Origin of the sequence: Occallatibacter sp., assembly GCF_049582745.1 — a bacterium.
Taxonomy (GTDB): domain Bacteria; phylum Acidobacteriota; class Terriglobia; order Terriglobales; family Acidobacteriaceae; genus Telmatobacter.
Window position 1 is genome coordinate 60,909 of sequence record NZ_JBAUUO010000012.1, and the last position, 19,221, is coordinate 80,129.

The 19,221-nt window shown below is 59.8% G+C and carries 18 protein-coding genes and 1 tRNA gene; 7 read left to right on the top strand and 12 right to left on the bottom strand.

Annotated elements, in window-relative coordinates; genetic code table 11:
- The first annotated feature begins 109 nt into the window (after nucleotides 1–109).
- Complete coding sequence (gene serA / locus WCA10_RS01640) at nucleotides 110–1,699, top strand: phosphoglycerate dehydrogenase (protein ID WP_472820754.1); 1,590 nt, start codon at nucleotides 110–112, stop codon at nucleotides 1,697–1,699.
- A gap of 182 nt (nucleotides 1,700–1,881) precedes the next feature.
- Here serA and WCA10_RS01645 read toward each other — a convergent pair whose 3' ends face one another.
- From WCA10_RS01645 to WCA10_RS01655, 3 genes are all read right to left on the bottom strand, one after another.
- Nucleotides 1,882–2,373, bottom strand: a complete 492-nt coding sequence (locus WCA10_RS01645) for a DinB family protein (RefSeq protein WP_472820735.1) — start codon at nucleotides 2,371–2,373, stop codon at nucleotides 1,882–1,884.
- A 79-nt stretch (nucleotides 2,374–2,452) separates the two neighbouring features.
- On the bottom strand, nucleotides 2,453–4,840 hold the full coding sequence (locus WCA10_RS01650) for a M56 family metallopeptidase (protein WP_472820736.1): 2,388 nt from the start codon (nucleotides 4,838–4,840) through the stop codon (nucleotides 2,453–2,455).
- Entirely contained in the window at nucleotides 4,837–5,268 is a 432-nt protein-coding gene (locus tag WCA10_RS01655; protein ID WP_472820737.1) for a BlaI/MecI/CopY family transcriptional regulator, read from the bottom strand. The genes WCA10_RS01650 and WCA10_RS01655 overlap by 4 nt, the downstream gene beginning before the upstream one ends.
- A gap of 245 nt (nucleotides 5,269–5,513) precedes the next feature.
- On the opposite strand from WCA10_RS01655, the gene WCA10_RS01660 reads away from it, so the two are divergent.
- Nucleotides 5,514–5,783, top strand: coding sequence for a hypothetical protein (locus WCA10_RS01660; protein WP_472820738.1), 270 nt, complete (start codon nucleotides 5,514–5,516; stop codon nucleotides 5,781–5,783).
- 218 nt (nucleotides 5,784–6,001) lie between these two features.
- Nucleotides 6,002–7,645 (top strand): tetratricopeptide repeat protein, encoded by a 1,644-nt coding sequence (locus WCA10_RS01665; protein ID WP_472820739.1) that lies wholly within the window; start codon nucleotides 6,002–6,004, stop codon nucleotides 7,643–7,645.
- Nucleotides 7,646–7,691: 46 nt separating this feature from the next.
- On the opposite strand, the gene WCA10_RS01670 is transcribed toward WCA10_RS01665, so the two are convergent.
- Nucleotides 7,692–8,705, bottom strand: a complete 1,014-nt coding sequence (locus WCA10_RS01670; protein ID WP_472820740.1) for an SGNH/GDSL hydrolase family protein — start codon at nucleotides 8,703–8,705, stop codon at nucleotides 7,692–7,694.
- Between the two features lie 268 nt (nucleotides 8,706–8,973).
- The gene (gene efp / locus WCA10_RS01675; RefSeq protein ID WP_472820741.1) at nucleotides 8,974–9,534 is read right to left on the bottom strand and encodes an elongation factor P; all 561 of its coding nucleotides are present in this window, start codon (nucleotides 9,532–9,534) and stop codon (nucleotides 8,974–8,976) included.
- A gap of 143 nt (nucleotides 9,535–9,677) precedes the next feature.
- Here efp and WCA10_RS01680 point away from each other — a divergent pair, with 143 nt between their 5' ends.
- The gene (locus WCA10_RS01680; protein WP_472820742.1) at nucleotides 9,678–10,604 is read left to right on the top strand and encodes a hypothetical protein; all 927 of its coding nucleotides are present in this window, start codon (nucleotides 9,678–9,680) and stop codon (nucleotides 10,602–10,604) included.
- A gap of 25 nt (nucleotides 10,605–10,629) precedes the next feature.
- Here WCA10_RS01680 and WCA10_RS01685 read toward each other — a convergent pair whose 3' ends face one another.
- Nucleotides 10,630–11,700: a class I SAM-dependent methyltransferase gene (locus tag WCA10_RS01685; RefSeq protein ID WP_472820743.1), complete on the bottom strand. Its 1,071-nt coding sequence runs from the start codon at nucleotides 11,698–11,700 to the stop codon at nucleotides 10,630–10,632.
- Nucleotides 11,701–11,832: 132 nt separating this feature from the next.
- Nucleotides 11,833–12,258: a hypothetical protein gene (locus tag WCA10_RS01690; RefSeq protein ID WP_472820744.1), complete on the bottom strand. Its 426-nt coding sequence runs from the start codon at nucleotides 12,256–12,258 to the stop codon at nucleotides 11,833–11,835.
- Between the two features lie 255 nt (nucleotides 12,259–12,513).
- On the opposite strand from WCA10_RS01690, the gene WCA10_RS01695 reads away from it, so the two are divergent.
- Nucleotides 12,514–14,769, top strand: coding sequence for a glycoside hydrolase family 3 C-terminal domain-containing protein (locus WCA10_RS01695; RefSeq protein WP_472820745.1), 2,256 nt, complete (start codon nucleotides 12,514–12,516; stop codon nucleotides 14,767–14,769).
- 14 nt (nucleotides 14,770–14,783) lie between these two features.
- Nucleotides 14,784–15,377, top strand: a complete 594-nt coding sequence (locus WCA10_RS01700) for an LbetaH domain-containing protein (protein ID WP_472820746.1) — start codon at nucleotides 14,784–14,786, stop codon at nucleotides 15,375–15,377.
- 200 nt (nucleotides 15,378–15,577) lie between these two features.
- Here the strand turns inward: WCA10_RS01700 and WCA10_RS01705 are convergent, their stop codons facing one another.
- Genes WCA10_RS01705 through WCA10_RS01715 form a run of 3 tightly spaced genes read right to left on the bottom strand, consistent with a single transcriptional unit; the run spans nucleotide 15,578 to nucleotide 17,745 of the window.
- The gene (locus tag WCA10_RS01705) at nucleotides 15,578–16,459 is read right to left on the bottom strand and encodes a DUF3106 domain-containing protein (RefSeq protein WP_472820747.1); all 882 of its coding nucleotides are present in this window, start codon (nucleotides 16,457–16,459) and stop codon (nucleotides 15,578–15,580) included.
- A gap of 45 nt (nucleotides 16,460–16,504) precedes the next feature.
- Nucleotides 16,505–17,029: an anti-sigma factor gene (locus WCA10_RS01710; RefSeq protein WP_472820748.1), complete on the bottom strand. Its 525-nt coding sequence runs from the start codon at nucleotides 17,027–17,029 to the stop codon at nucleotides 16,505–16,507.
- A 53-nt stretch (nucleotides 17,030–17,082) separates the two neighbouring features.
- Entirely contained in the window at nucleotides 17,083–17,745 is a 663-nt protein-coding gene (locus tag WCA10_RS01715) for an RNA polymerase sigma factor (RefSeq protein ID WP_472820749.1), read from the bottom strand.
- Nucleotides 17,746–18,220: 475 nt separating this feature from the next.
- On the opposite strand from WCA10_RS01715, the gene WCA10_RS01720 reads away from it, so the two are divergent.
- Nucleotides 18,221–18,295 (top strand) — tRNA-Val (locus WCA10_RS01720).
- A 42-nt stretch (nucleotides 18,296–18,337) separates the two neighbouring features.
- Here the strand turns inward: WCA10_RS01720 and WCA10_RS01725 are convergent.
- Together WCA10_RS01725 and WCA10_RS01730 are read right to left on the bottom strand one after the other, a co-directional pair.
- Nucleotides 18,338–18,841, bottom strand: coding sequence for a GNAT family N-acetyltransferase (locus tag WCA10_RS01725; RefSeq protein WP_472820750.1), 504 nt, complete (start codon nucleotides 18,839–18,841; stop codon nucleotides 18,338–18,340).
- Complete coding sequence (locus WCA10_RS01730; protein WP_472820751.1) at nucleotides 18,838–19,125, bottom strand: type II toxin-antitoxin system TacA family antitoxin; 288 nt, start codon at nucleotides 19,123–19,125, stop codon at nucleotides 18,838–18,840. Before WCA10_RS01730 ends, WCA10_RS01725 begins: the two co-directional genes overlap by 4 nt.
- Between the last annotated feature and the right edge of the window lie 96 nt (nucleotides 19,126–19,221).

Sequence of the window (19,221 nt, forward strand, 5' to 3'; positions counted from 1 at the left end):
CAAGCCCCACGCCGCTGTCGTCCGCATGTTCGATCTACTCTGCGAAAAACACAACATTCGTTTCGAAGAATTTGAAGCCGGGTCCGCCACAGCGGCCAAGGGAGACAAGATGAAGATTGTTCTGGCGGAAAAAGTATCCCCCGCAACCCTCGCCGTCTTCGCAGCAGAACCTGGCTGGGAGGTCCTCACGCACGACCAGCTTCCCAACGGCCTGCCCGCCGCACTCGCCGATGCCGATGCCCTCGTCGTCCGCAGCGCCATCCAGGTTGACGATGCTTTGATGGAGCACGCCCCCAAACTCCGCGTCATCGGCCGCGCCGGCGTTGGCGTCGACAACATCGATGCCGAAGCAGCCACTCGCCGCGGCATCGTCGTCATGAACACCCCGGGAGCCAACGCTGTCGCCGTCGCCGAGCTCACCATCGGCCTCATGCTGGCTCTGGCCCGCAAGCTCCCCACCGCCAATACCACCATGCATGCCGGCAAGTGGGAAAAGAAAAGTCTCCAGGGCGCCGAACTTCGCGGTAAAGTTCTGGGCATCATGGGCCTCGGTCGCGTCGGGCTTGAAGTCGCGCGCCGCGCCCGCGGATTCGGTCTCGAAATTATCGGCAGCGATCCATTTGTCTCCGCCGCGGTCGCGCGCGAAAACGGCATCCGGTTAGTTGCTCTTGACGAAGTGATCGCCGGCTCCGACTACATCACCCTCCACGTCGGCCTCACCCCGCAGACCGCCGGCGTCATCAACGCGAAATCTCTCGCCATGATGAAGAAGGGTGTTCGCATCATTAATTGCGCGCGCGGCGAACTCGTCGATGAAGCCGCGCTCGTCGCCGCTCTCAAGTCCGGCCACGTCGCCGGAGCCGCCCTCGACGTCTTCACCGTCGAACCGCCCCAGAACTCGCCGTACGCCGAATTCGACAACGTCATCCTCACCCCGCACATCGCCGGCTCCACCGCCGAAGCGCAGGAGGCCGTCGGCATCCAGATCGCCATGCAGGTCCGCGAATACCTCAAACTCGGCGTGGTGCAGAATGCCGTCAACCTGCCTTCGCTCAGCCACGAGGAATACGTCCAGCTTGCCCCGTACATCGACCTCGCCGGACGACTTGGATCCTTCCTTGCGCAGGCTGGCAAAAGCGGCATCGAGGCCATCGATCTCACCTACGGTGGCGCACTGGCCGACGCCAAGACCGACCTCGTCCGCAATGCTGCCATTGAAGGACTTCTGCAGGGCTCTGAAAATGTGAACCGCATCAACGCCGCCGCCGTCGCCCAGGAGCGAGGCATTCGCGTTCACGAAGAAAAAGAAGAGAGTCATCGCGGCGGCGCGGCCACTCTGCTCACCATCGCACTGCATACGGCAGCCGGCCACAGCCATGCCACCGCCACCGTGATTCATGGCGAGCAGCCGCGCTTGCTCGAGTTCGACGGCATCGACATCGAAGCACCCCTCGAAGGCAATCTCCTCGTCTGCCGCAACCTCGACGTCCCCGGCGTTATCGGCAAAATCGGAACCATCCTCGGCGAGCAGGGCGTCAACATCGCCAACTTCGCCCTCGGCCGCGAACGCAGCGGCGCCAAACCAGTCAAAGCACTCGCCGTCGTCCAGGTCGACGCCCCCGTCTCCAGTTCCGTCCTCGACGCCCTCATGACCATCGAAGCCCTGCTCGAGACCAGGCTCGTCCAACTCCAACAATAAAGCGCAACCGTATGGTTGCGCTTATTTTTCCTGCGCTTATTTTTCCAAGGATGCTGTCATCCTGAGCGGAGCGAAGGACCTGCTTTTAGGAGTTCTGTGTCCGCAATTTGCCTGGCTGCCACATCCTATCCGCGCGCTTTCGCGGATAGTGTGGGAAATCGATGAATTCCACTCAACACTGCTCAACCCATCACTCCCGGCTTCCCCAGCCACGAACGAACAAAGGCCGCCTGCCCCACGTGATAAGTCTCGTGCAAAGCCATGAAATTCACCGTGCCGCAGAGCAACCCATCCGCGCTCGGCGGACCCGGCTTCGGCGCAGGCGTGTCCAGCAACTCGTCCGAAGCAGCCTCAAGTGCAGCATTGAGCCGCGGGCAGGATTCATCCCACGCCTCCATCAACTCCTTGGGCGTAGGAGCCTCCGGCGATTCCACGCACTTCGCTCCCCGCGCATAAAGATGCATCCACGGCTTCGACCACTTGTCGCCCAGTCTCGCCAGAACCATTGACCGCGAATACGCCAGGTGTCCCACGATCCACTGAATATGATTGCAGTGATCGTTTGGCCGTGTCAGCCAGTCCGCATCACTCAGTCCCGCAAGACCCTGTGTCAGAAAACTGGCGTTCAGTTTGTAACTCTGTGCCGCAACGGCAAGACGTGGCGAAAGGGACATGGAGTCTTCTCCTTGTTTGCCCCCTCAGCTTACACGTTGACCACACCGGCCAGAAACACGGTCCGATGAATCCTCCTCACTACTGCACAGGATGCGCCTGCCCGTTCTTCATGCTCTCATCGATGATCGACTTCACCTTGCGGTCGGCTTCCTGCGCAATCCTTCCCTGCTCCGCGCCGAGCCGTCCCTGTTTTTCTCCCAGCTCGCCTTGCATCGCTCCGAGCTTGCCCATCTGCTCGCCAAACTGGCCTTGCTTGGCCCCGATCTCGCCCTGGATCGCGCCCAGCTTCCCCTGCAAATCGCCAAGCTTGCTTTCGATCTCTGCCCACTCCTCGGTGTTCAGGGCCTTGCCCTGGCTCGCTTTCAGCTTGGCCATCGCCGCGTCGATCTCTGCGATCTCCTTGCTCATGTCTGGAGTCGGCACGCTCGCCTGTTCCTGTTGCCGTCCCAGCGCCTCCTGCTGTTTACCCAGAGCTTCCTGCTGCCTGCCGAGTTCTTCCTGCTGCTTGCCCAGGTCCTCCATCGGCTTGTACATCGCCTCAATCTGCGCCAGCGTCGTCGGGTCGTCTACGAAGTATGCTTTGCCGTCGCGCGTAAACCAGAGAAAATCCTTGCCGCCGGCCTGCTTCCGCGCCTTCTCAATCTCCTCCTGACGTCCTTCGATCCAGTTCCCAGAGAACGTCAGGTGATCCTTTTCGTTTCCTCGCACCACCGCATACGATTCGCCGTTCGAAGAGTAGGAGTAGTGATACCCCGAGTGCTTGCCGTTCTCGCTGTAGCTCACGTTCCCGTTTTCAGCCGTGCTTTGCCCCACCCCATATCCGCGACCGAATCCGTAAGCCGCATGCGGCGCAATGATCGCCATATTCGGCGCCGTTGGAGCAGTAAGCATCAGCGTCTTGTTTCGAAGTGCAAGCGCCTGCATCATGCGCTTCTCACGCACAGCGTCCGACGGAATCGTCAACAGAATTGCAGTTCCCGGCGCATGTGGCGCCTTCGGCGAAATCAACATCATCCTGTTCGGCACCGCCGCGGGCGGCGCGATCATCAAAACCGGAGGCTCGGCAACCGGCGCGCGTGGAGCTACCGCAGAAACCGAAGGCGTCGAGGCCGGCGCAGCAGGCGCAGAGGCCTGCGGGGGCGTGCCCGCATCCTCGGGAACCTCCGGCGCAACCTCGCCCGTGATTTGCTCTGGTTGCGTCACGCCCCTCGCCGGTGCCGCCGGCGCAACGGCTGTCGGCGGGGCAGGAACTCCACCTTGCGGCGCCGCCACCGGCGCAGGGGGCTCCGGTGCCTGTTGTCCTGCGGCCTGCACTCGTACCAGCGCCGTAGCAACGAACAGCACCACCGGCACCACCAGCACCGCCGCCAGAGCGCGGCGAGAACCAGCAAACGCCTGCCTGAAAGAAACGTCGTTCAACAGCCGCTCGATGCGGCGTGAGAGAGATCCATTGCGAGCCATGGCAACTCCTATCAGGGTTGGGCGCGGCGCGGCCGCGAATTCCAGCAAAATCTGCGCGTACGATGCACGATCGGCGGCCTCTTCTAGTCCCGCCCGGTCGCTGATCGCCTCAGCCAGATCGGAAAGTTTGCGTTTCAACCACCACCCCAGCGGGCTGAACCACACCACCGCGGCGTAAACCCCCGCCAGCAGCTGCAGATAAAAATCTCTCTGCCGGATATGCGAACGCTCATGCGCCAGCACAACACGCAGTTTCTCGCTGTCCCACTTGGCATAATCCGCCGGCAGCACGATCGCCGAGCAAATCGTGACCGGCGACAAAACCTTGCTGCTCCAGCGCAGGTCGACAGGCTTACCGGAAGCCGCAAGCAACTCGCCGGGGATCGGCGTCGCTCTCCGCCAAAGTCGAAGAGCCGTAATCAATCCGCAGGCAAGACGAATGAGGAATATACCTGCGACCGCAAGATAAAGCATAAGAAGTATCTTCGAAAGTGATAACGCCGCGCGCACCGGCGCCGCTGTGCGTGGCGTTGCAGATGCAGTCTCCGCCATCGGCTGAGGCTGCACATACTCCACCATATCCGCATCGGTAGATTCCGGTTCGATCGCCACCGCCGCATGGCTTCCGGATTGTTGGCTTCCGGATTGTTTACTGATGGGTAGACCTGCCTGCTGCTCGACCTGTGGCGTGCCATCTCCCGACGTAGCTGCTTCCGCAACCGGCTTCTGCGCAGGTGTCGTCTTGGCTTGAATCCTCGCCTGCAATTCCTCCAGCATTGTCTCCGGATCAGCCGGAAGCACCACGCGCACATTCGCAGGCAACACGCTCCAGTGCGACGCCATCGGCAGCACGATCGGCATCGCAACTGCACCCGCCAATACCAGTCCCCATACCGCCTTCTGCGCCAGCACATTGCGCACCTTCAACATGCCCAGTCCCATCCAGACCGCCAGCGCAAGAAATACAGAACGAAGGGCAGCTTCCACCAGAAGTGAGGAGTTCATCGCTTCGCCTCCTGTTTGTTCTCACCTGCAGCAATCGACTTTCCCGCCTGCTTTTGCGCCTCGGCAATCCGAGTCGCCAGCCTCTGCAGCTCGGCGCGATCCAGCACTTGCGAATCCACCATGCCCACCAGCAGCGCTTCCACCGATCCTTCGCAGAACCAGTCCACAATGCGCTTCACCGCCCGCCCAGCCACCTTCTGCCGCGACTCCGCCGGACGATACACAAACGTCCGGTCATCGACAGAGTGCGCCAGGTAGCCTTTTTCCTCCAACCGCCGCAGCACCGTTCGCACCGTTGAGTCTTTCAATGTGCGGTCCAGCTCCTCGCGCGCCTGCTCAGCCTTTACCGAGCCAAGCCGCCACACAATCGAAAGAATTTCCCGTTCCAGTTCCCCGAGTTCCGCAGGATCGTGAGTGTTACTCGCCATAGTGTTACATACTGTAACATAGAAACGTGGTGAGCACACAATAAAAATTTCTTTGCATAGATTTTCCCTGGGAGCCGCCGGCGTCCCCTAGATTCGACAACTTCGCTCCCGACCAGCGGATCCTCAAATCTCGGGTTCCACGTGCAACAGCGAAAGTCCCATCCTCATCACATCTAGGTGTGTCGTATCCGCCGCGCCCGAAAAGGGATTGCTGCGTCTATCTCCACAGAAGAGGACGAAATCTTATGACATCAGGCATATTGGATAAGCAGCCTACAGTTGACGATGTTCTTCGCGAAGTTTCGCGGCTCAAATCGGTTGTCACCGATGCCGTGGAAGAGGGCGTTCAAACGGCCGTAAAGGCGCTGAAGCAGGGGCGCTCGGCAGCCGAAGACGCCATCTACGATGCAAGGCACACCGTCAAGCAGAAGCCCTTGCAGGCAGTTGCCGTCGTATTCGCCGTCGGCGTTCTCACCGGCAGCCTTCTCGGATGGATGAGCACACGTCGCGGCTAGTCCATCCTGGGAAGATTCTTGAAGTTCTCATGCCGCGATCGCAGAAACCAAACAGCGCTCACGGATCTGCAACGGCGCAGTCGCATCTCTGCGCCGTTGTGGTTCTGTAAAACCCCTGTATGGCCCCGGCCCCTCACGGGCGACGCTTCCCCAATCCTCGTTTCCCCTGATCGTCGCTGAATCCAACTACCTTCCGATTCAATCCATCGGAACAAGCCTTGACGATTGTCATCGTCCCTCCCTACGATGGCAGGGCGACCCCGGCCCGTGCTCCTTATTTCTCAGACAGTCCAGGAAGATCAAATGAAGAAAGTCCTCAGGATCATCGGACTCGCGTCCACGTTCGCCTTCGCCCTCGCCACACATCCCCTGCTCAGTCCGGCGTTGGAGAAGTCGCCTTCGCAAACTCGGGATCAAAAGCCGCCCAGCAAGCCTTCCTGCACGGCCTCGCTCTTCTGCATAGCTTTGAATATCCTTCCGCCGCCGAAGACTTCCGCAAGGCCGAAGCCCTCGATCCCAACTTCGCCATGGCCTATTGGGGCGAGGCGATGACCTTCAACCACCCCGTATGGAACCAGCAAAATCGCACCGCCGCTCTCGCAGCGCTCAACAAGCTTGGCGCTACTTCAGAAGCACGGCTCGCGAAGGCTTCTACCCAGCGGGAGAAAGACTACCTCGCCACACTGGACATCCTTTATGGAGAAGGCGCGAAGAAGGATTGCGATCAGCGCTATGCCGACGCCATGGCAAAGCTCCATGAGAAATATCCCCAGGATGTAGACGCCGCTGCCTTCTATGCGCTTGCATTGCTCGGCAGTCAGGAAGGAGTCCGCAATGAGCGCGTCTACATGCAGGCCGCGGGCATTCTGATGCCGCTGTTCTGCAAATATCCCCATCACCCCGGCGTTGCTCACTATCTCATCCACTCCTGCGACGACCCGATTCACGCGCCTCTTGCTCTGCCTGCTGCTCGCGCGTATTCCGAGATCGCACCCAATGCAGCCCACGCACAGCACATGACCTCGCACATTTTCCTCGCCCTGGGAATGTGGGATGACGTCGTTCACGCCAACGAGGCCGCCACCCGCGTTGTCAATGAACAACGTGCCCTCAGCGCGAAAACATCGAGCCGTTGCGGCCATTACAACTACTGGCTCGAATACGGCTATCTTGAAACCGGCCGCATCGACAAGGCGAAGGAACTTCTCGCTGCCTGCCGCGCTGAGGCATCCGAAGCGGGAATGGCCGCCCGTGCACGCGGCGTCACCGACCCCGATGGCGCAAGCCTCCTCTCCTACATTGCGATGCAGAGCCGATTCCTCGTCGATACCAACCAATGGAGCGGCGACGTTGCTCAGTGGTCCGTGAATGCCGATGACGCCCCAATGGCTCAGTTCGACCAGTCTTATGAACGCGCTTTAGCAGCCGCCAAAACAGGAGACATGGTCAAAACCCGGCAGGAACTCTCCAGCATGGATAGCGTTTTGCCCAATCTGCCCGAAATATTTAATCAGGATGGAGCGGCCCCCGACGATCCGAATCGCCAGGTCCCGAGCGTCGAACGGCAACAGGTGCAGGCGCTCCTGCTCGCGGGTGAAGGCAAGATGGATGAAGCCATTACGGTAGCCAGGAAAGCGGCAGAAGGCGAAAGCAATCTACCCTATGCCTTCGGGCCGCCACTTCCCATCAAGCCGTCCTATGAACTTCTTGCCGAGCTCCTGCTCAAACAGAATCATCCTCGCGAAGCCGAGGATGCCCTCAAACAGGCACTCCTGCGCGCCCCCAATCGGATCCAGTCCATCACCTTGCTCGAGCGTGCCTTCGCAGCCGCCGGCGGATCGACCTCGACCGCGATGCAATAACTCCACGGGCCCGCCTACGCTGCGCAAATGGACGTGGAGTCTTCCGCTATTGCGTCACGAGATTGGTTGCAGCACTTGCCAATATATTGTGACCGCGCGTCGTCGGGTGAAGATCGTCCCAGAAAAGGTAAGTGTCCGGGTCGACCACGAGCCCCTGCGCCGAATGTTCGACGTCAACGAGCGAGTAGGCTGACGGCGCCGACACCACGCCGCGCAGCAGTTTGAACACGTCGAGCTGGTAGAACGCAAGATGCCTGCGCGGGTAGAAATCCCGCAAGACCGAGATGCCAATCGCGAGATCACCGTTGTAGAACAGAGACGCCGTTGTCGCGGAAAGCGCTGTCGCGGCCGACCCATTGAAACGCGGCGTCAGGCCGAGCGGAGGCAGATTCGGCACCAGGAACTGCGTAGCGCCGGCCTGGATCAGCCTCTGAATGTTGAGTGTCTGACGAACGGCGGCATTGAATATATCGTTCGATGACGTTGCGTAGAGCAGATCGACCGCTCCGCCCCAGACAATGAACAGCGTGTGATTGTCGATAGTGGGATGCGTCGAGAGATAGTCGGTGATCTGCTGGCCGATGTTATCGACCTGCACCGTCAACGGACCCAGAGCCAGCGGACTGGTACCGTTGCCGGTCGTAGCAAATCCGTAAGCATAGTTCGTGCCGCCGTCAAGAGAGTCACGAACCTCAGGCTGGCCCGGCAATGATGCGGCAAACTGCTCGACCCAGGTGCCGAAGTAGTTCAGCGCGGGGGGCGCCGTATCATAGCCATCGGTAAAGCGGCCGTCTGTGTAGTCGGCGAGAGGGCCGGGAATGCGGACGCCGTGCTGAACTTCAGTAAGATGAGCGACGTTGCCGGTATCGGAAAGAGAGTCTCCAAAGACGACAATCGTGGTGTAATCGTTAGCCTGGGCCAGTGCGGAAGCCGCAGCCACAAGAGCTAACGTGACCACGCACATCCAGGTTTGGAGAAAGGAGAGACCGGTACGCGTCCGGCGCGGCATCGAATTCTCACGGGAAAGAGAAGCCCGAAACAGCAGGGATTGGCGGCTCATTGAATGACCTCACTTGGGGAAATTGCGGGGAAGGCGCGTCAGCAGCAGCCATGGTATCTACAATCGCCCAGAAAAAGAAAGAGAAATCTCAAAGGGTTTGCAGTTCTCGGAAAATCCTGCGACTTCCACGCAAAGCACGCTTCAGCATCACTGCGGGCGGTAATGAGGTGTGCCGCTCTCGCGCGTAAAGCACACCTCATTCAGACGCAAAAACGCCGGGACTTCAAGCCCCGGCGCTTTGAATCGGAATGCGGGCCAGATGTTCGCGTTACGCCCGGCTCATGTAAGCGCCTTCGCTCGTATCCACGCGTATCTTCTCGCCTTGATTGATGAAAGGCGGCACCTGCACAACCAGCCCGGTCTCTGTCTTGGCCGGCTTGGTCACTGAAGACGCTGTCGCGGACTTCAACCCCGGCTCGGTCTCCACTACCGTGAGTTCCACAAACGAAGGCAGTTCGATACCCACTGCCTGCCCATCGTGGTAGCTGACCTTGATCTGCAGATTCGGCGTCAGGTATTCCACCGCATCGCCAAGCGTCGACCCCTTCAGCACGGTCTGCTCATAGTCCACCGGATTCATGAAGTAGTAGTCGTCGCCGTCGGCGTAGAGAAATTCCATCGAAATCTCATCCACCACGACCTTCTCAATGGCATCGCCAGAGCGAAACCGGTGCTCGAACATCGCGCCCGATTTCAGATTGCGAAGTTTTGCCTGGATAAAGGCGCGCAGGTTGCCCGGGGTGCGATGCTCCACCTTGAACACTAGGTGGAGAATGTCGTTGTGCTTGATGATCATGCCCGGACGCATTTGGGTGGCGGGAATCGCCATAAACTTGAAACTCCTTGCTCTATGTGAAAAAGTCGGCCTTGGCCCAATCTTCATTGTAACTTAGGGCCATATACGCGGATTCCCCGCGCCCCGAAGCGCAAGTACACAGGCATTATGTTCTGATCGAAGTGAGAGGACACCGCTTGCGCTCACCTGGAGTCAATGCGCTGCCTGCCGGCGCCTTGTTGCTGCTGTGCTTGATATGGGCCGCAGCCTCGCTCCGCTCTGAACTGCTCCCGGGCTCGTTACCGCAAACAAATTCTGCGCCATTGTTAAACCAGGCAAGCATCCTTGCGTTTTTCGCCGTCATTGCCGCATCAAAAGCCATCGCGCGAAAACCAAAATGGCCGCTCGGCCGCGCACTCCTTGGAGCAATACTGGCCGGTGCCGGTCTCCTCGCGTTACCCGCGCTGCTGGTTGCACTCGCCAAAGGCCACATCGATGGTTCCACGCGCGTCGCCCTCTTCTCCCTCGTGCCGGTCTTTGCGGTGGTGCTCGAGCCCCACTTCGATTCCACATTCCATTCGACGCAGCGCGGCGATCTGGCAGCCGCATTGGTTGCCGTCGCGGGAACCGTACTCATCTTTCCGCTGGACCTGCCGCGGACGCCAGCGTCGGCCATTGCGTTCTGCGGCCTCATCATTGCGACCGCCTCTGTCGCCGTTTCCAACTGCACCGCGGTAAAAATTGCACAGAGCCAAACAACTCTATCCCTGTCCGGATTTGCCTCGATCGCCACAGGATCAGCGTCGATCCTTCTGGCCATCGCCGGCATCTCGCTCGAACATCGCTCCTGGCCCGTAGCGCATATCGACGCATGGGCCATCCCGGATCTTCTCGCCCTCGCACTTCTGTTCTGGCTTTTGCGCCGCATGTCGGCAGTCCGCATGACGGCCCGCTTTCTTATCGCGCCGCTCATGGCGAATCTCATCGGTCTCGCGTTCCTGCGGCCCGCAGTTCAACCCCGCGCACGGCTAGGCCTGTTCCTGATTGCCCTCGGGTCAGCCTGGCTGTTATTCGCACCCGTGGGCGAACCGGAGAAAACCGGCTCGCCTCTCGGGATCAATTAAGTCGCTTCGAATCGGATCCGAGACCTCAAGCCCGCGCTTCAAACACCAGGTTGAATGGCGTCTGCGCCGCTCTCCTGAACCGAGTGAATCCAGCCGCTTTGACCACGTCGCGAATGCGCTCCTCCCCGGCCTGCGCTCCGAGCGCCGCGCCAACCTCCTGCGCCAGCGAAGCAGGCGTGCAGATCATCGTGGAGGCGGAATAAAAGATGCGGCCCACCGGGTTGTGATTCTGCTCCGGGTTGTCGTTCGCGAACGGCTCCACGATCATCCAGGTTCCGTCGGGCTTCAACGTCGAAAGAACGTGCTGCGCCGCCCCCGTCGGATCGCCCATATCGTGCAGGCAGTCAAAAAACGTAACGAGATCGTAGCCGCCATTCACCGGATAGCTCTTGGAACTCGCAACTTCAAAGTTGATCTGGTCGAGAAGACCGTCGCGCCCGGCCACGTGCCGCGCGTATTCAATGGACCCGCTGTGATAATCGAATCCACTAAAGCGCGACTTCGGAAACGCCTTCGCCATCAGCATCGTCGAGGCGCCGTGCCCGCAGCCAACGTCCGCAACTGCGGCTCCCTTGGCTAGCTTGTCCCCCATTCCTTCAAGAGCCGGAATCCACGCGCTCAATAGATTCTGTTCATAGTTGGGACGGAAAAATCGCTCCGTGCCGAAGAACAGGTTGGCATCGTGTTCGTGCCAGCCCACGCCATCCCCCGTGCGGAAGGCCTGCGTAATCTTCGGCTCATCCTTGAAGCACGACGAAATGATGTGGAACGCCCCCGGCAGGTCGACCGTGGTCAGAGCCAAAGCCTGCTCCGGCGGGAGTTCGAATTTCTTCGATGCCGCATGGTAAGTGACGTACCCGCTTGCCGCGTTCGCGTTGAGCCATTCGCGCACGTAGCGCTCAGTTGTTTTTGTTTTCGCGGCTAGTTCCGCTGGAGTAAGAGGCCCCGCGCCAGCCATCGCCTTATATAGTCCCAGCTTGTCGCCGATGACCACTAACGCCGCATGCATCGCGGCGCCCATATCCATGACAGCCTTCCCCATGAAGGCCTCGAATTTCGATTGTTCAAAAGCAGGGGATGCGGTTGTGGTTTCCATTTTGACCTCCAATGCTTGCTGTGGGGGCCCTGAAAGGGATTCATCCTACACGGAGCGAAAAATCGGTGTCAAATGGTTTTCGATCGAAGAAGGACATCAGAATTCCCCAGCCAATATCCTCCTCTCAACACCTCACGATCTGTCTTTCTGCATCTGCTTCAGCCGAAGCGCGCCTCCAGCCCATGCGCAGGGAAGCGCCAACAATATCAGCGCCACCGGATACCAGTGTGTCTGGAATTGAGGTCCGCCGTTCCAGGTCGCAATGGCCCCTGCCAGGCTCACGATGAAGCCAATCAAGCCCCCAACAAGCGCATGCTTCATGGGACTATACGGTGCAAGACGCGCCGTCAGATAACTGGCTCCGACGCTGTAGACCGTTCGATATGCGGTAGCCAGTGCCAGCAAGCCGTCGGGCACGCGCTGATCCCAGGCCGGGAAAACGTGAATTGCATGCAGTAGAAAATCTGTAGCCAACATCACGGCAACGCCCGCAACAATTCCCATCAGCACTGCTAAAACACTTCTGCCGATTTGTCGTGGCTTCCGAGTATCATCCATCGGTTCTCCTATCCTTTCTTCGATTGCGACAATTCACTCTGAAATAAATCCCCGCATGATTTCGGCGAAAGTAGAGTACCCCAACGCGAACACTCAGACCACCAAACTTTCCCAGGACCGCGACGGACAATTTGAGCGAGCAGACTCTCACCAAATTCATTCGCCCAGCAACAGTATTTGTTCCCTTGGACCGCCATCCGCTACCATTGCCGCAACTTTCTGCCGAGCTTCAAACCGCCACAGGAGTACCAACCCATGCTCCGCGCCTTCCGTTCTCTTTTCGTGCTGCTTCTTTCATTTGCCGCTATCCAACCCACATTTCTCAGCGCGCAAACCCCGGAGCCTGCCGCGGTACCGGCAAACGCACCATATAAGGACACCGCGTTGCCGGTAGAGAAGCGCGTCCAGGATCTGCTCAAGCGCATGACCCTCGAAGAGAAGGCGACCATGCTCTCCGGCTCCGGCTGGATGGAGTCGGCGCCAATCCCACGCCTCGGCATTCCCTCCATCAAAATGGCAGACGGCCCCATGGGCGTCCGCTCCTGGGCAGGCAGTTCGGCGATCACCAATTCTTCAACGAATCCCGTGAGGGTCGAGACAACCTCGTTCCCCTCCGGCGTCGCCATGGCCTCCACGTGGGATACCGCCCTTGTCCAGCGCGAAGGCCAGGCCATCGCACAGGAAGTCAAAGCGCTCGGCCGCGACATGATCCTCGGGCCCACCGTCAACATCAATCGCGTTCCCCTCTGGGGTCGCAACTTTGAAGGCTACGGCGAAGACCCCTACCTGTCTGGTCAGCTTGGAGTCGCGTACATCCGCGGAGTTCAGGGTGAGGGCGTGATCCCCTCCGTCAAGCACTTCGACGCCAACAACGAGGAGTTCGAGCGCCATCGCCTCGATGAGAAAATCGACGAACGCACGCTCCACGAGATCTATCTGCCCGCCTTTAAAGCCGCCGTGCAGCAAGCCGGCGTATGGACCGTCATGTCGGCCTACGAAAAGGTCAACGGCGAATACTGTGCCGAGAATCCCTACCTCCTCACCGACGTCCTCAAGAAGGAATTCGGCTTCAAGGGCTTTGTCATCTCCGACTGGGGCAGCACCTATTCAACCGCGCCAACTGTGAATGCGGGCATGGATCTCGAAATGCCCGGTGGGCCGCCCGCCAAAGCCATGTTGAAGAGTCCGCGCACCATCATGAGCGGCAACAGCGGGCTTTGGCTCGAGGCAGACAAAGTGCTGGCCGATGTGAAGGCCCGCAAAATCACCGAGGCCACCATCGACGACAACGTCGGCCGCATCCTCCGCGTAATCCTCGTGAGCGGCCTCATGGATCATCCGCACACCGCAACCGGCGAAGTCGACACCTCCGCACAACAGCAAGTCGCCCGCGAAGGCGAAACCGAAGGCATCGTCCTTCTGAAAAATCAAAACAACCTGCTCCCGCTCGACTCCTCAAAAATCCATTCCATCGCCGTCATCGGCCCCAACGCATTAGTCGCACGCACCGGCGGCGGAGGCAGTTCGCTCGTGCGCCCCAAGTACGCCATCTCGCCGCTTCAGGGTATTCAGAAACGCGCTGGCACTGGAATCGAGATCGCCTCCGCTCTCGGCGTCGGCATGGAGGGCGAAGACCCAGCCCACGACACTCCCGAAGCACGCACCACCGACCTCAAAGCCGCGACCGAAGCAGCCGCAAAAGCCGACGTTGCCATCGTCGTCGTTGGCCGCTACAACAAAAACGAGTCCGAAGGCTTCGACGTAAAGACGATGGACCTCCCCGCAGGCCAGGACGATTTGATCGCCGCTGTCGAGAAAGCCAACCCCCACACCATCGTCGTCCTCAACACCGGCGATCCGGTGACCATGACGAAATGGCTCGACACCACGCCCGCGCTGCTCGACATGTGGTACGGCGGTCAGGAAGGCGGCAGCGCCCTCGCATCGATCCTCTTCGGCGACGCCAACCCTTCCGGAAAGCTCCCCGTCTCGCTCCCAAAGAAATTCGAAGACTCTCCGGCAGCAAAAAACCACCCCGGCCAGAACCTGCACACGGAATACGCCGAAGGCATCTACGTCGGCTACCGCTACTACGACACCAAAAACGTAGCGCCGCAATTCCCCTTCGGCTTCGGCCTCAGCTACACCACCTTCGAATACAGCGATCTCAAATTGAACAGGCTGGAATTTGCCGGGAAGAATGGGCGGTGGGAATTTAGCGTTAAGGTGCGCAACACCGGCAAACGTGCCGGGGCAGAAGTGGTACAACTCTACGTCCACGATGGCCATGCGAAAATCGACAGGCCTACACATGAACTCAAGGCTTTCAGCCGAGTTGACTTGAAACCGGGCGAGACGAAGACCGTCGAGTTCAGCCTCGATCGCTCCGCATTCGAGTACTGGAGCCCTCAGACAAAACAGTGGACCCTCGATCCCGGCACCTTTGAAGTCCAAGTCGGCGCATCATCACGCGATATCCGCCTCAAGGCGCCTGTCGAAATCACTCACTGATAAACTCGGAGCAGATGCCCCGCCAGGTCCACTACAACGCGGCAGAACATATCGCGTCCGAAACGGCAAAGGATCCGTTTCTGAGACCCGCGTTCTCTGCGAGCAACCGCATCGCGCGTTTCACGTGGAACATCTGCTGGGCCATCTTCTATCGCCTCTCGCCTCGCCCATTTCACGCATGGCGGTCGATGCTGTTACGCCTCTTCGGAGCAAAGATGGGCCCGCATTGCCACTTCTACCCAAGCTCGCGTGTGTGGGCGCCCTGGAATCTTATCTGCGCCGATCAGGTCACCGCCGGCGATGGTGCTGAAATCTACAACCCCGCTCCCATCCGCCTCGGCTCGCACGCAATCCTCTCGCAGAACTCCTACCTCTGCGGCGCAACCCACGACTTCGACGATCCCGCCTTTCCTCTGCTCGCCTACACCATGGAGATCGGCCCCTACGCATGGGTATGTGCGCGCGCCTGCGTTGCTCCCGGTGTCAAAGTTGGCGAAGGCGCAGTCCTAGGCCTTGCATCAGTGGCAACACGCGACCTCGAACCGTGGGGCGTTTATGCCGGCTCACCCGCCGTAAAAGTAAAACAGCGTAATTCTTCCAATAATTGATGCTGTCATTCTGAACGAACGGGGCCCCAAACGTAGTTCAGTTTGGGGGTGGTGAGTGAAGAACCTGCTTTTGTCTCTTCTCCCTAGGACTGACTTCCCTGATCTCTGCTAAGGAATCAGTCTCACTACACGAACTACTCCCCCCAAAAAATCCCGCCGAAATGATCTCTCGGCGGGAATATTGTGATTCGAATGCTGTCTCATCGCGGTGGCGCATACGGCTCAACCCGCAACATGTTCGACAGAATGCCCCGCTCCTGCGGATTGAACTGGTTCTGATACCGGCTGGAGTTCAGCACGATCGATCGCTGATCCGGAGGAACCTCCCTCAGGTCCCGAAACGCATTCCGCATCATCGTCTGGCGGTCCGGGGGCAGGCCCGTCCACTGGCGCGCCGACTGCGCCACCCGTGCGCGTTCTTCCGGCGAGAGCCGTTCCAGATTTTCAGCACGCGCCAAGCGCCGCTCGCGCTCGGCATCGGGCATCTGGTTCACCCGGTTCAACTGGTTCATCACCCGCTGCTGTTCGCCCTCCGGAAGCTGGCGAAAACTCGGGTCGTTCCGGAGCATCTGCTGCTGTTGCGGCACCGGCACATTGCGATGCGTATTCAACCACGCGCCAAGATGCCCCGGCGGCGCATAAAGCTGCTGGGCTGTACCGGGGTACGGCGGCCGTCCATTTCCCGGCGCGTTGTAATTCGAATTCGGATAAACACCGCGAACACCCGCCTGCGGAGCATACGGGTTCTGCACCGGACGCTGCGGCCGGGTTCCGCCCGGTGCGCGATAGGGCTGATACGGTTGCGGTGCCCGATTCTGCGGGGTCCGATTCGGATACGGTTGCGTGGGACGGCTCCGGTACTGCTGTTGGTCCTGCTGGCGGTTCTGCTGGCGCGGCGACTGGGGATGCGTGTACCCTGGCCGACTCTGCTGCCGCGGCGCCGAGCGAACCGCTGGACGCTCCGCCTCGCGGTGCTGGCCAAATAAACCGGCAGGAAGCAGGCACATCGCAGCCAACGCCGCGCCGGTCACAATCGCCCGGTGCGCCGGCCTTGCAACGCTTTTGCTTCCTGCCCCATTCATTTTCTTGGTCCCCGCCGTTCAAAAACTCTCGTGCATTGTCTTCAACTATTGCGTTTGCGGATCATCCGAGTTCGGATCGTCCGAAATCGCGTCGTTTGGGTTGTCTGAGATCGCCTCCAGTTGATCCAGCACCTGCGCATTGCTGTCGAGCGTCTGCAGATCGTGCACCACGGCTGCGTTTGCGTCCGGCTTGGGCAGTGGCTGCTCAATGTTGGTCACACCCAGGTACGCGCCGCCGCCCACAAGCAGCATCACCGTCAGCGCCATCGCCGCCAGCGGGCGAGCATGCATCGGAGGACCGTAAGCGTAGCGGGCGCGGAGGCGCTGGAACCATGACTGCTGCGGAGCCTCGCGTTCCTCGCGCATCCGCGCTCCCAGACGTGTCATGAAGTAGGGACTGGGCTCAGGCGCTGTCCACGCATCCATCGCCGACATGGTCGCGCGCAGATTCTCCAGCTCCCGGCGGCAACTCTCACACTCCCCAACATGAGTCTTCACCTTGGCAGGCGCCGCTTCCGGATCGAGCAGCATGTCTGCCAGCTTCGTCTCCATCGCGGTGCATTTGTTCATGGTTTCCATCGTTACCACCCCACTCCCCGCCGGTGTCGTCCGGCTTTCAATCCTCATACGAAATCTTTGAGCTTGTCCCGCAGCGTCTGGTACGCCCTGAACAGCAGCGACTTGGTCGCCGACTCGCTCAGTTTCAATACATCGCCGATCTGCCGATAATCCATTCCCTGGTACTTGTGCATCAACACTGCCATCCGCTGGCGTTCCGGCAGCGCCATCACGTGCGCCCGGATCGCCGCCATGCGCTCATCGCGCACAATCCTCTGCTCCACTGAAGGAGCGTCATCCGCCACATCCGGCGTCGTTCCCGACTCTTCATCCGGCGCATCCAGATAAATCGTCGACGCCGCGCGTTCATGCTTGGTGTCGCGTGCGTGGTTTACCGCAAGATTCGTCGCAATCCGATACAGCCACGTCGTGAACTTCGCTTCCGCCCTGTAGCTTTCCCGCGATCGATACACCCGCAGAAACACTTCCTGCGCTAACTCCTCGGCAACCGCCTGGTTGTGCACCATGCGAAAGAGAAAATTGATCATCGCCCGGTGGTACTTGCCCACCAGGAAATTGAAACCCGCCTCATCGCCCGCCGCCACCCGCAGCATTACTGCCGCATCGCTGGTCTCGTCCTGCGCATAATTCACAGGCCGTTGCGGTTCGGGCGGATTCAGCGCCGTACCCCGTCCCAGTGCCGGATTGTCCAGTACCAGGGTTGCCATATCTTCAGGAACCCCGTCTGCATCGGAAGGTTGCGCAAATTCGTCACTTTCCGGCCCTGATTTTGCATTGTTTAACGGTTTTCGGCCCCTGAAAGGCTCCCTGGCATGCTGCCCCCGCTGCACTGAACCGGCCTCAGGCGCTCCAGACTCGTCTTCCTCGTCGGAATAGCGCGACATGGCTGCCATTGAAAAAGCCCCCACGGGCGGCCCATCAGCTGCGGCGAGCTCAAAACCGGGCACAAACAGGGCCCCGATCGAGCGCAACAGGGAAACCGACTGCTCGTCCCCGGGAGCGGACTTGCGGACCTCTCGGATTGAGCGTACGCGCCAGCGCATTCAGTAACTTGGAGCGAATTCACACGGCTCCCGGCCGGTACTGCGCCCAGGTTGGCCGTGGAGTGTCGCTGGTGATACTCTACCTTACAGGGACCCCCTATGGCGCGCCTCGCGCCACCCCGCGCACCCCCCAAAGCCCGGGCGCTTAACTCAGCGGTAGAGTGCCACCTTCACACGGTGGAAGTCGCAGGTTCGAATCCTGCAGCGCCCACCATCAGCTTCCATCTCGGCCCCGCCGCCACCCAGGACGATTCCGCTACGCGCCGACCATCTTTCTCAAATCTTTGAGCAGAACGAACAGGTGCAGAGGATCAGTGGGCGAAGCCATGAAATCGAATTGTCTGTAATACTCGCTCGCCTTATCGTCCTTGGCATGGACCGCCAAAGCGCGAATCCCGGCGATATCCGCCGCCTGCACGGTGCGTAGTACCGCATCGCGAAGAAGGCCGCGACCGATGCCCTTCCCTTGCCAGTCTTTGTGCACAGCAAGTCGGGCTAGCAGCATAATCGGAACAGGATGCCTCGCCAGTCCTTTGCGCAGCCGTTCCGGAGCGTCGCCGAATTCCACCTGGCCCGCAGTCAGGCTGTAATAACCCACCACGACATCGTTGACCAGGCCGACATAGGTTTGCGCGGCACTTGCGCTCTGATTTTGGAGAGCGTGTTTGACGAGCCAGTTATTGAGGTCCAGCTGGCCGCAATCGAATGCATCCAGAGCGTGCTCACGCCGGAGCTTCTCAATGCTGCGCGTTTCACTCACCGATCAGAACCGGAGGCGAAGAATCCCGGCTTTTCGAGAAGAGCTTTCAGTCGAGGCAAGGATCGCGTGGGAGCATCGAGCGCAGCCTGAAACGCAGCCCATCTCTCCGCATCGAGAGCGAAGACACGCCGTTCCGCAAGCGTCTCTTCCGCTCGTGAAAGAGCGCTTTCCATCACAAAATCGCTCATTGATCGATGCGAAGCGGACGCAGCTGCTTGGAGTTTGGCCTTGGCAGTGCGCGAAACGCGCACATCCAACTTCTCCGTGCGTCGTTCCGTAGACATGGCTTGAGTCGGCATCTCGGCTATCCTTCCATACCCAATATAACCAATTGTCATGACAATGTCAAGACATCATTCTACCCAGTCGCCCACCCGCCA